This window comes from Pseudomonas sp. QD4, assembly GCF_049199125.1.
In the GTDB taxonomy this organism is placed as follows: domain Bacteria; phylum Pseudomonadota; class Gammaproteobacteria; order Pseudomonadales; family Pseudomonadaceae; genus Aquipseudomonas.
In genome coordinates this window covers 102,259-114,636 of the sequence record NZ_JBLZOM010000008.1, presented here as the reverse complement: position 1 = coordinate 114,636, position 12,378 = coordinate 102,259, and the positions used below count along the sequence as shown (strand labels likewise).

8 protein-coding genes are annotated in these 12,378 nt (G+C 59.4%); 6 read left to right on the top strand and 2 right to left on the bottom strand.

Annotation, left to right across the window (positions count from 1 at the left end; genetic code table 11):
* Nucleotides 1–28: 28 nt before the first annotated feature.
* From clpX to ACOZJV_RS30715, 4 genes are all read left to right on the top strand, one after another.
* The gene (gene clpX, locus ACOZJV_RS30730) at nt 29–1,312 is read left to right on the top strand and encodes an ATP-dependent Clp protease ATP-binding subunit ClpX (protein ID WP_020296821.1); all 1,284 of its coding nucleotides are present in this window, start codon (nt 29–31) and stop codon (nt 1,310–1,312) included.
* 160 nt (nt 1,313–1,472) lie between these two features.
* Nucleotides 1,473–3,869 (top strand): endopeptidase La, encoded by a 2,397-nt coding sequence (gene lon, locus ACOZJV_RS30725; RefSeq protein WP_020296820.1) that lies wholly within the window; start codon nt 1,473–1,475, stop codon nt 3,867–3,869.
* Nucleotides 3,870–3,963: 94 nt separating this feature from the next.
* Nucleotides 3,964–4,293 (top strand): HU family DNA-binding protein, encoded by a 330-nt coding sequence (locus ACOZJV_RS30720; protein WP_020296819.1) that lies wholly within the window; start codon nt 3,964–3,966, stop codon nt 4,291–4,293.
* Nucleotides 4,294–4,522: 229 nt separating this feature from the next.
* A complete protein-coding gene (locus ACOZJV_RS30715; RefSeq protein ID WP_421549234.1) occupies nt 4,523–6,394 on the top strand; it encodes a SurA N-terminal domain-containing protein in 1,872 nt (623 codons plus the stop codon).
* A gap of 62 nt (nt 6,395–6,456) precedes the next feature.
* Here the strand turns inward: ACOZJV_RS30715 and ACOZJV_RS30710 are convergent, their stop codons facing one another.
* Complete coding sequence (locus tag ACOZJV_RS30710; RefSeq protein ID WP_421549233.1) at nt 6,457–7,662, bottom strand: MFS transporter; 1,206 nt, start codon at nt 7,660–7,662, stop codon at nt 6,457–6,459.
* A gap of 124 nt (nt 7,663–7,786) precedes the next feature.
* On the opposite strand from ACOZJV_RS30710, the gene ACOZJV_RS30705 reads away from it, so the two are divergent.
* Both ACOZJV_RS30705 and ACOZJV_RS30700 read left to right on the top strand, forming a co-directional pair.
* On the top strand, nt 7,787–8,695 hold the full coding sequence (locus tag ACOZJV_RS30705) for a LysR family transcriptional regulator (RefSeq protein ID WP_078473264.1): 909 nt from the start codon (nt 7,787–7,789) through the stop codon (nt 8,693–8,695).
* An 81-nt stretch (nt 8,696–8,776) separates the two neighbouring features.
* The gene (locus tag ACOZJV_RS30700) at nt 8,777–9,625 is read left to right on the top strand and encodes a DUF2242 domain-containing protein (protein WP_421549232.1); all 849 of its coding nucleotides are present in this window, start codon (nt 8,777–8,779) and stop codon (nt 9,623–9,625) included.
* Nucleotides 9,626–9,632: 7 nt separating this feature from the next.
* Here the strand turns inward: ACOZJV_RS30700 and aceE are convergent, their stop codons facing one another.
* Nucleotides 9,633–12,305, bottom strand: a complete 2,673-nt coding sequence (aceE, locus tag ACOZJV_RS30695; protein ID WP_421549231.1) for a pyruvate dehydrogenase (acetyl-transferring), homodimeric type — start codon at nt 12,303–12,305, stop codon at nt 9,633–9,635.
* Nucleotides 12,306–12,378: the final 73 nt, after the last annotated feature.

Genomic DNA, 12,378 nt, shown 5'->3' with positions numbered 1-12,378 from the left:
GCAAGCCTATCGGATTTGGATCGATCGAATGACTGACACCCGCAACGGCGAGGACAACGGCAAACTGCTCTATTGCTCCTTCTGTGGCAAAAGCCAGCATGAAGTGCGCAAATTGATTGCCGGCCCCTCGGTCTTTATCTGCGACGAGTGCGTCGACCTGTGCAATGACATCATCCGTGAGGAGGTGCAGGAAGCACAGGCTGAAAGCAGCGCGCATAAATTGCCTTCGCCTAAAGAAATCAGCGGCATCCTTGATCAGTATGTAATCGGTCAGGAGCGTGCGAAAAAGGTTCTCGCAGTAGCGGTGTATAACCACTACAAGCGCTTGAATCAGCGTGACAAAAAGAATGACGACGTCGAACTTGGCAAGAGCAACATCTTGCTGATCGGCCCTACAGGTTCGGGTAAGACTCTGCTGGCAGAGACCCTGGCGCGCCTGTTGAACGTACCCTTCACCATTGCCGACGCGACCACCCTCACCGAGGCGGGTTACGTAGGTGAGGATGTCGAGAACATCATTCAGAAGTTGCTGCAGAAATGCGATTACGACGTAGAGAAAGCCCAGATGGGTATCGTCTACATCGATGAGATCGACAAGATTTCGCGCAAATCTGACAACCCTTCGATCACCCGGGATGTTTCCGGTGAAGGCGTGCAGCAAGCGTTGCTGAAGCTGATTGAAGGTACTGTTGCTTCCGTTCCGCCACAGGGCGGCCGCAAGCATCCGCAGCAAGAGTTCCTTCAGGTCGATACGCGCAACATCCTGTTTATCTGCGGTGGTGCGTTCTCCGGTCTGGAAAAGGTTATTCAGAGCCGTTCCACTCGCGGCGGCATTGGCTTCAACGCCGAAGTTCGCAGCAAAGAGGAAGGCAAGAAGGTGGGCGAGTCCCTGCGTGAAGTCGAGCCTGACGATTTGGTCAAGTTCGGTCTGATCCCGGAGTTCGTCGGTCGTCTGCCGGTTCTGGCGACGTTGGACGAGCTGGATGAGGCTGCTTTGATTCAGATCCTCACCGAGCCGAAAAACGCCCTGACCAAACAGTACGCCAAGCTGTTCGAGATGGAGGGTGTAGACCTGGAGTTCCGTACCGATGCACTCAAGTCGGTCGCTAAACGCGCCCTTGAGCGCAAGACCGGTGCTCGTGGTTTGCGTTCGATTCTGGAAGGTGTACTGCTCGACACTATGTATGAAATCCCCTCGCAGTCCGAGGTGAGTAAAGTAGTGATCGACGAGAGCGTTATTGAAGGTAAGTCCAAGCCACTGTACATCTATGAGAACAGTGAGCCGGCAGCCAAGGTGGCGCCAGACGCGTAAGCGTCGCACTGCTGCTTAAAAAGAGGGGGCCTTCGGGCCCCTTTGTTTTTACTGTCAAAGTGCTGTCTTTGAGCTTGTTTTTTTTCAAGGCAGCCCCCATCTTGGTTTCAAGCTTACTTCCATCTGTTTACGGCCTTATGGCCGCCGTAGAGGCGAAATCATGAAGACAACCATCGAATTGCCTCTCTTGCCATTGCGTGATGTTGTGGTTTATCCGCACATGGTTATCCCGCTGTTCGTGGGGCGCGAGAAGTCTATCGAAGCCCTCGAGGCCGCGATGACGGGCGACAAGCAGATTCTTCTGTTAGCTCAGAAAAACCCTGCTGATGACGATCCCGGTGAAGATGCACTCTATCGCGTAGGTACCATCGCCACTGTCCTGCAGTTGCTCAAGCTGCCTGATGGCACTGTCAAAGTACTGGTCGAAGGCGAGCAACGTGGCGCTGTCGAGCGCTTCAGCGAAGTGGACGGCCACTGCCGTGCCGAAGTTTCCCTGATCGACGAAGTCGACGCTCCCGAGCGCGAATCGGAGGTCTTTGTCCGCAGCCTGCTGGCTCAGTTCGAGCAGTACGTGCAGCTGGGCAAGAAAGTCCCTGCAGAGGTGCTGTCGTCCCTTAACAGTATCGATGAGCCAAGCCGCCTGGTAGACACCATGGCTGCGCACATGGCGTTGAAGATCGAGCAGAAGCAGGAAATCCTCGAGATCATCGATTTGTCGGCCCGTGTCGAGCACGTGCTGGCTTTGCTGGATGCCGAGATCGACCTGCTGCAAGTTGAAAAACGCATTCGTGGCCGCGTCAAAAAGCAAATGGAACGCAGCCAGCGCGAGTACTACCTGAATGAGCAGATGAAGGCCATTCAGAAAGAGCTGGGCGACGGTGACGAAGGTCACAACGAAATCGAAGAGCTGAAAAAACGCATCGATGCCGCCGGCTTGCCAAAGGATGCCCTGACCAAGGCCCAGGCGGAGCTGAACAAGCTCAAGCAAATGTCGCCCATGTCGGCTGAAGCGACTGTGGTGCGTTCCTACATCGACTGGCTGGTCCAGGTGCCTTGGAAAGCCCAGAGCAAGGTACGCCTTGATCTGGCGCGCGCAGAAGACATTCTTGACGCCGATCACTACGGCCTTGAAGAAGTCAAAGAACGCATTCTTGAATACCTCGCCGTGCAAAAGCGCGTGAAGAAGATTCGCGGTCCGGTACTGTGCCTGGTAGGTCCTCCTGGGGTGGGTAAAACATCCCTGGCGGAGTCGATCGCCCATGCCACCAACCGCAAATTTGTGCGCATGGCCCTGGGTGGCGTGCGTGACGAGGCAGAAATTCGCGGTCATCGACGGACTTACATCGGTTCGATGCCGGGAAGATTGATTCAAAAGATGACAAAAGTTGGGGTGCGCAACCCACTGTTCCTGCTCGATGAAATCGACAAGATGGGCAGTGATATGCGCGGCGATCCAGCATCGGCATTGCTGGAAGTGCTCGATCCGGAGCAGAACCACAATTTCAACGACCATTATCTGGAAGTCGATTACGACCTGTCCGATGTGATGTTCCTGTGCACCTCCAACTCGATGAATATTCCGCCAGCGTTGCTGGACCGGATGGAGGTGATTCGTCTGCCCGGCTACACCGAGGACGAGAAGATCAACATCGCGGTCAAGTACCTCTCGCCCAAGCAGATCCAGGCCAACGGCCTGAAAAAAGGCGAGCTGGAATTCGACAATGAATCGATCCGCGACATCATCCGTTACTACACCCGCGAAGCCGGTGTACGGGGCCTTGAGCGTCAGATTGCCAAGGTTTGCCGCAAGGCGGTGAAAGAGCACGCCATGGAAAAACGCTTCTCGGTGAAGGTCACTTCCGAGCTGCTGGAGCACTTCCTGGGCGTACGCAAATTCCGCTACGGCCTGGCCGAGCAGCAGGATCAGATTGGTCAGGTAACAGGTCTGGCCTGGACGCAAGTTGGCGGTGAGTTGCTCACCATCGAAGCGGCCGTGGTCCCGGGCAAAGGTCAGTTGATCAAGACCGGCTCCCTGGGCGATGTGATGGTCGAATCGATCACTGCAGCACTGACGGTAGTGCGCAGCCGGGCCAAGAGCCTGGGGATTCCCCTGGACTTCCACGAGAAGCGCGACACCCACATCCATATGCCTGAAGGGGCGACGCCAAAAGACGGTCCTAGCGCAGGCGTAGGCATGTGCACGGCGCTGGTTTCGGCGCTGACCGGGATTCCGGTACGTGCGGATGTAGCCATGACCGGTGAAATCACCCTCCGTGGTCAGGTATTGGCCATCGGTGGCCTGAAAGAGAAATTGCTTGCGGCCCACCGTGGTGGAATCAAAACCGTGATCATTCCTGAAGAGAATGTTCGCGATTTGAAAGAAATTCCTGACAATATCAAGCAGGATCTACAGATTAAACCGGTTAAATGGATTGACGAGGTCCTGCAAATTGCGCTGCAATACGCGCCGGAGCCCTTGCCGGATGTAGCTCCCGAGATAGTTGCAAAGGATGAAAAACGCGACTCTGACTCTAAGGAAAGAATTAGTACGCATTAAGTACGCATTAGCCTGATGGGCTTCCTTGACAGCTTTTTAGAGCCCTTGTTATAAAGCGGCTCTTAAGTGTCTGTAGGCCATTCAGCACTCGTTTTTGCTTTCACCAAAAAACTTAGAATCATACTCAAATAGATATATAAGGGGACTTAGAGTGAACAAGTCGGAACTGATTGATGCTATCGCTGCATCTGCTGATATCCCGAAAGCTGCTGCTGGCCGTGCGCTGGACGCTGTGATCGAATCCGTCACTGGCGCTCTCAAGGCCGGCGACTCTGTGGTACTGGTTGGTTTCGGTACTTTCTCTGTTACCGATCGTCCTGCTCGCATTGGTCGTAACCCTCAGACCGGTAAGACGCTGGAAATCGCTGCAGCTAAAAAGCCAGGTTTCAAAGCCGGTAAAGCTCTGAAAGAAGCCGTTAACTAAGCTTCGTTCAAGCCTTTACCCACCCGGGTCGGGGTCATTCCCGATCTGGCCGCGGAGCGGTTAGCCAGCCGGTTAGAATATCGGCTCACGCCGGGGGTCGCAGGTTCGAGCCTCCGACCGCTCCGCCAGTTACGAGAAGGCGCATCCTCGGATGCGCCTTTCTTCTATCCGGACTCTACCCACGCTCCACGGTTGCTTAATTTGAAGTACGACCGTTTCTGGGGGACGCATGCTGCAGAATATCAGGGACAATTCACAAGGCTGGATTGCCAAGACCATTATCGGGGTCATCGTCGCATTGATGGCCCTTACCGGTTTCGATGCCATTTTCAAAGCCACTACCACCAGCCAGGACGCGGCCAAGGTCAACGGTGAGGAAATCACTCAGAACGAGCTGAGCCAAGCGGTCGACATGCAACGTCGCCAGCTGATGCAACAGCTGGGCAAAGATTTCGATGCTTCCTTGCTTGACGAAAAAATGCTGCGCGAGGCTGCCTTGAAAGGGCTGATCGACCGCAAGCTGCTGCTGCAAGGCGCCGAAAATTCCAAGTTCGCTTTCTCTGAAGCCGCACTGGATCAAGTGATCCTGCAGACACCTGAATTCCAGGTGGATGGCAAGTTCAGCCCTGAGCGTTTCGACCAGGTGATTCGTCAGTTGGGCTACAGCCGCCTGCAATTCCGTCAGATGCTGGCTCAGGAAATGCTGATCGGCCAGGTCCGTGCAGGTCTCGCGGGCAGCGGTTTTGTCACCGATGCCCAGGTGCTGGCATTCGCGCGTCTGGAAAAACAGACCCGTGATTTCGCTTCCCTGACCGTCAAGGCTGACCCTTCCGCGGTCAAAGTGACTGACGACGAAGTCAAGGCTTACTACGACGAACACGCCAAGGAGTTCATGACTCCGGATCAAGTCGTGATCGATTACCTGGAACTGAAGAAATCCGCTTTCTTCGATCAGGTCACGGTCAAGGATGAAGATCTGCAGGCGCAGTATCAGAAAGAAACCTCGAACCTGGCTGAGCAGCGTCGCGGCGCGCACATCCTGATCGAAGTCAACGACAAGGTGAACGAGGCCCAGGCCAAAGCCAAGATCGAAGAGATCCAGGCACGTCTGGCCAAGGGTGAAAGCTTCGAGGCTCTGGCCAAAGAGTTGTCCCAGGATCCGGGCTCGGCCAGCAATGGCGGTGACCTGGGTTACGCCGGCCCTGGCGTCTATGACCCGGTCTTCGAGCAGGCGTTGTACGCGCTGGCCAAGGATCAGGTTTCGGCACCGGTGCGCACCTCGTTCGGTTTCCACTTGATCAAGTTGCTGGGTGTTGAAGCTCCGGAAGTTCCAAGCTTCGCCAGCCTGAAGGATAAGCTGACCCGCGAGCTGAAGACCCAGCAGGTCGAGCAGCGTTTTGTCGAGGCCACCAAGCAATTGGAAGACTCGTCGTTCGAAGCCTCGGACCTTGCCCAACCGGCTCAGGAACTGAAGCTGACCGTGCACACCTCCGCGCCATTCAGCCGTGAAGGCGGTGACGGTATCGCGGCCAACCGCAATGTGATCCAGGCTGCTTTCAGCCCGGAAGTGCTTGATGAAGGTGCCAACAGCACCGCCATTGAACTCGACCCGGAAACCGTAGTGGTCCTGCGCGCCAAGGAACATCGCAAGCCTGAGCAACTGCCGCTGGAAAGCGTTGCCGGCAGCATCCGTACCCAATTGGCCAAGGAGCACGCCAGTGCTGCCGCCAAGACCAAGGCTGAAGCCTTGATCGCCAGCCTGCGCGACGGCAAGACGCCGTTGAACAAGCCGGTGGATGGTCAGAGCTGGAAAGTCAGCGAAGCGGTTACTCGTGGCCAGGAAGGGGTTGAACCTACTGTGCTGCAAGCGTTGTTCCGCATGAGCAAGCCTGAAGCCAAGGACAAACCGACCTTCAGCAGCGTGACCCTGCCTGATGGCAGCCTGGTGATCCTGCAGTTGAACGGGGTGAACGAGGCGGCTGCGCCGACTGAAGAAGAGAAGGCTCAGTACCGTCGCTTCCTGGCATCGCGTGTGGGGCAGCAAGACTTTGCCGCCTACCGCAAGCAGCTGGAGAGTCAGGCAGATATCAAGCGTTACTGATGACTGTCCTGCGGCACTGAAGCAACACTAAAAGACCCCGTCCGCAAGGACGGGGTCTTTTTTTAGCTAAGGGCAGGGAAGCCGTGGCGCCTGGCGTTCGCCGTGACCCATAGGGACATCAGCAGCAGACCGATGATCACCCAGGAGAACGTCGCGACCCCTGGGCCTTCGAGCAGCACCGCGCCTGCCAGCCCGCCGCCGGCGATGGCCAGGTTCCACACGGTCACCAGCATCGACTGGGCGGCGTCTGCCGAATCCCCGGCGGTTTTCGCCAGGGCTGTTTGCAGCAAGGTCGGCAGCCCGCCAAATGACACACCCCAGATCGCGACAGCGGTGTAAATAGCCAGGGGCAGTTGGCTATAGAAGGCCAGGATCAGCGCGCACAGGATAAACAGGCTGCAACTGATCAGCACCAGTTGCCGCGCCCAGCGGTCGATCAGCAGGCCCACGCCCCAGATGCCGGCCACAGCTGCCAATCCAAACACCAGCAGTACCCGTTCGATCTGCCCGGCGATACCGGCCGCCTCCAGAAACGGCGCGATGTAGGTGTAGAGAATGTTGTGGCCGAGCACAAAGGCAAAAGTCACGAACAGCACCGGTCTTACCCCGGGCAAGGTAAATACCCGGGCCAGCGAAAGGCGTTTTTCTGCGCGTTGCCCGGGAAAGTCCGGCACCTGAAAGCGCACCCAGCCGATCAGCACCAGGGTCAGCAGGGTCATGACGGCAAAGCTCAAGCGCCAACCCAGGACATTGCCGAGCAGGGTGCCTGCCGGAATACCCAGGGACAACGCCAGCGGTGCGCCGAGCATGGCCACGGCAATCGCCCGACCTTGCAGACGCGGTGCCACCATGCGGCTGGCGTAGCCGGCCAGCAAGGCCCAGAGCAACCCGGCGAAGACCCCCGCAAACAGCCGGGCGATCAGGGTCAGGGTGTAATTATCCGACAGGGCAGTGACGCTGTTGACCACGGCAAAACCGCCGATCGCCGTCAGCAGCAGCGGGCGACGACGCCAGCCTTGGGTCAGCAGCACCAGGGGGATTGCCGCCAGCAGCGAGCCGAGGGCGTAAAAGGTCACCAACTGGCCGACCAGCGCCTGGGACACCTTGAGGTCCAGGCTCATCTGCGGCAGTAATCCGGCCGGTAGGGCCTCGGTCAGGATGGTGATGAAGCCGGCGGTGGCCAGCGCCAGCAATCCGCTGATGGGGAGCCGTTCGCAACGTCTGGAGTCGGTGTCCAGCAGGTCGGCGGTGGCAAGGGGTTCGGTCATGGTTTCAGGCCCGGTTGAGTATGCAGAAGTGCGGGCTTGAGAGTAGGGCGCTGTGCCTATTAGAAAAATAGGCTAAGGTTCCGAACTTATCGGACATCCATGTCCTTAATGTGCGGAGTGGGCGATGGATTGGCTCGGCAGTATTTCGGTGTTTGTGCAGGTGGCGGAAACCCGCAGTTTTACTGAAGCAGGGCGCCTGCTGGGGGTCTCTTCCTCGGCCGTCGGCAAAAGCATTGCCCGGCTCGAAGAGCGGCTGGCGACCCGTTTGTTTCATCGCAGCACCCGCAGCATCACCCTGACCGCCGAGGGCGCGGGGTTTCTTCAGCGTTGTCGGCGGATCACCGCGGAGGTTGAAGCCGCCGAGTTCGAACTGTGCAAATCCTCCAGTGCGCCCCGAGGCAAGCTGCGTATCAGTCTGCCCCAGGTGCACGGTCTGCTGATGCCGGTGCTGGCGGATTTCATGCAGTTGTATCCGGAGATCGAGTTGGATATCGACCTGACGGACCGCATGGTGGATGTGGTCGAGGAGGGTTTTGACGCGGTGGTGCGCACCGGCAATCCCAGGGATTCGCGGTTGATGGCGCGCAAGCTGGGCGAGTTTCGTCAGATGCTGGTGGGTACCCCGGATTACTTCGAGAGTCACGGAGTGCCGCACTACCCGGCGGACCTGGCGTCCCATGCCTGTTTGCGGCACACCTTCCATCACACCGGCAAGCTGGAGCCCTGGCCCCTGCGCCGCCTGCCGGGGGCCGCGGAAGTGCTCTTGCCGACCCGTTTTGTCAGCACGTCGATCGAGGCGGTGGACCATGCCGTGCGCCGTGGCCTGGGGATTGCCTGCCTGCCGGATTTCATGGTGCGCGAGGCGCTGGAGCAAGGGGCACTGCAGCAGGTGCTCGATGAGCACCTGGACTACAGCGGCACGTTCTGGATCCTTTGGCCGTCGAGTCGTCACGCGGCAGCCAAGGTGCGCGCGCTGATCGATCATTTATCTGTGCGACTTTTCCCGGAATACGCGGTCAGTCATTCTGTATAAATTTTAAGACATCAATCCGTGCGCTCTGTAGCGTGGTTCTGTTGCACAATACGCGCCGGACTGTTTTCCTCAGGATTTTCGATGTTCAGATCATTTCACATGCCGGCTGCCGGACTGGTGCTGCTATTGGCGGCCATCGCGGGTTGCTCGACGCAAAAGACCGCCATTTACGAGCATGAGAATTTCGACGATTCCGGCACCTTTTCCCGCAATTACCCGGTGAGCGATACCGCCTCCTGCGAAGCGGCGCGCCGGGCCTTGCTCAGTCAGGGCTACATCATCACCAGCAGCGATCCGAAGCTGGTCAGCGGCCACAAGAGCTTTCAGCAGACCGGCGAAACCCACCTGGAGATCAGCTTCAGCGTGGTCTGCGCCCAGGATGGCAGCGTCGACCATCACTCGACCATGTTCGCCAACGCCTTGCAGGACCGCTATGCGCTGAAGAAGGTCAACAACTCCGCGAGCCTCGGGGTCGGGGTGCTGGGGTCGGTGTCGATGCCGATCGGCTCGACCGATGATTCGATGGTCAAGGTGGCCAGCGAAACCGTGTCCTCGGCCAAGTTCTACGACCGCTACTTTGCGTTGGTTGAGCTGTTCCTGCCGCCTGAGGCGAAGAAAGCCGCGCACATTGTCGAGAAGCCCAAGACCGATCTTGGCGTACCCGAGCCCAAGCCGGCTGCTGCCGAACCCGCGCCGACAGCGCCTGCGCCCACCCCGGCAGCCGAGCCGGCAGCGCTAGCACCGGCGGCCGCTGAGCCGAATGTTTCCGAACCCATGGCGCCACCGCCGGAAGCGGCCCCCATTGCACCCGTCGCACCGGCCGAAACCGGTGCAACCAGCGAGCCGGTGCCGGCCCCCGAAGTGGTGACACCGCCCCCACCGAGCAACCTGCCACCGCCGAGCGAGCCGATTCCGGCCATGCCTCGATAGAACCGCGTCAGACCGCCATGGGGTCGCTCTTGTTGATATCGATCCCATAGCGGCTGATGGCTTCCGAGACCCGGCTGTAGGGGATTTCGCCGTCGTCAGCCAGGGCTTTCAGCGCCGCCAACACGATAAAGTGCCGATCCACCTCGAACAACGTGCGCAAGGCTTCTCGGGTGTCTGACTGGCCAAAGCCGTCGGTGCCCAGGGCGACGAAGCGTCGCTGCTCGACAAAGGGCCGGATCTGGTCGGCAAAGATCTTCATGTAGTCGGTGGCCACCACCAGCGGACCGACCTGGCCGGCCAGGCAGTCCTGCACATGGCTGGTACGGGGCGGCTGCTCCGGGTGCAGCAGGTTCCAGCGCTCCACTTCATGACCCTGGCGCCGCAGTTCGGTGAGGCTGGTGGCGCTCCAGACGTCGCTGGCCACGGCAAAATCCTTGAGCAGCAACTCGCTGGCGGCCATCACCTCGCGCAGGATCGAACCGCTGCCCATCAGTTGCACGCGCGGCTGCCGGGGTTTGGAGGCGCCGGTACTCAAGCGGTACAGGCCCTTGATGATCCCGTCTTGAACCCCGTCGGGCATGGCCGGGTGAGGATAGTTTTCGTTGAGCAGGGTGATGTAGTAGTAGACGTCTTCCTGTTCGACATACATGCGGCGCATGCCTTCCTGAATGATCACCGCCAGTTCGTAGGCGAAGGTCGGGTCATAGGCGACGCAGCACGGCACCACCGAGGCCAGCACATGGCTGTGGCCGTCGTCGTGCTGCAGGCCTTCGCCCATCAGGGTGGTGCGCCCGGCGGTGGCGCCCAGCAGGAAGCCACGGGCCCGGGCATCGCCGGCAGCCCAGGTCAGGTCGCCGACCCGCTGGAAGCCGAACATCGAATAGAAGATGTAGAACGGCAGGGTCATCAGGCCGTGGTTGCTGTAGGAGGTGCTGGCGGCAATCCACGATGAGATGGCCCCTGATTCATTGAGCCCCTCCTGCATGATCTGGCCGTCCTTGCTTTCCTTGTAGTAGCTCAGTTGCCCGGCGTCCTGCGGGGTGTACAGCTGGCCGACCGCCGAGTGGATACCGATCTGGCGGAACAGGCTTTCCATGCCGAAGGTTCGCGATTCGTCGGGCACGATCGGCACCACCAGTTTGCCGATCTGTGGGTCCTTGAGCAGCGTGCCGAGAATGCGCACAAAGGCCATGGTGGTGGAAATCGCGCGCTCGCCGGTGTCCTGAAGTTGCGTGGCAAAGGCCGTCAGTGGCGGGATGACCAGGGCCGGCGCCTGGCTGCTGCGGGACGGGATATGGCCGCCCAGGCTCTCGCGTCGTGCCGCGAAATAGCGGCCTTCCGGGCTGTCGGCAGCGGGCTTGAGGTAGGGCAGGTCGGCCAGTTGTTCGTCGCTGACCGGCAGTTCGAAGCGGTCGCGGAAGGCCCTGATGGCGTCAGCGCCCATTTTCTTCAGCTGGTGGTTGATGTTCTGACCTTCGCCAGCCTCGCCCATGCCGAAGCCCTTGACGGTTTTCGCCAGGATCACCGTCGGTTGGCCAGGGTGACGCATGGCGGCAGCGTAGGCGTTGTAGACCTTGTCCGGGTCATGGCCACCGCGTGACAGCTTCCAGATCTCGTCGTCCGAGAGGTCTGCTACCAGCTCCAGCAGTTCCGGGTATTTACCGAAGAAGTGCTCGCGCACATAGGCGCCGTTCTGCGACTTGTAGTTCTGATAGTCACCGTCCACGCACTCCATCATGCGCTGGCGCAGCAGGCCGCTGCGGTCCTTGTCCAGCAGGGCGTCCCAGCCACTGCCCCAGATCACCTTGATCACGTTCCAGCCGGCAGCGCGATACAGGCTTTCGAATTCCTGGATCACCTTGGCGTTGCCTCGTACCGGGCCGTCGAGACGTTGCAGGTTGCAGTTGACCACGAAGATCAGGTTGTCGAGCTTCTCCCGTCCCGCCAGGGAGATCGCCGCCAGGGACTCTGGCTGGTCCATCTCGCCATCGCCGAGGAAGGCCCAGACCTTGCGCCCCTGGTGCTGCTTGAGACCGCGGAACTCCAGGTAGCGCATAAAGCGCGCCTGGTAGGCGGCGGTGATCGGGCCCAGGCCCATGGACACAGTAGGAAATTGCCAGAAGCCCGGCATCAACCGCGGATGTGGGTAAGACGAGATCCCGTTGCCAGCGGATTCGCGGCGAAAGTTGTCGAGCTGGGCTTCGTCGATGCGGCCTTCGAGGTAGGCGCGGCCGTAGATGCCCGGCGAGGAGTGGCCCTGGATATACACCATGTCGCCGTCGAAGCTGTCGGTACGGCCCCGGAAGAAGTGATCGAAACCCACGTCATACAACACCGCGGCGGAGGCGTAGGTGGCGATATGGCCACCGACCCCCGAGTGCTTGCCGGCGCGCAGCACCATGGCCATGGCGTTCCAGCGGATAAAGGCATTGATCCGGCGCTCGATGTCGAGGTTGCCGGGGTAGGGCAACTGGCGTTCGGGAGCGATGGTGTTGATGTAGGGGGTGGTCACCCGACCGTAGAAATCGCCATGTCGTGCAACGTCGAAATCCAGCAATTGATCGATCAGGTAATGGGCCCGCGGCCGGCCTTCGGCGCTCAGTACGGACTCGATGGAGTCGAGCCATTCGCGGGTTTCCTGGGGATCGTGGTCGAGCGTTGCGATGTTGTTCTGGGTCATGCCTGGCTCCAGGTTGAGCGGGGTTCCAGCGCGCGGATCCTTGTGGGATCGAGAGGGCTTGCGTGCCGATAAA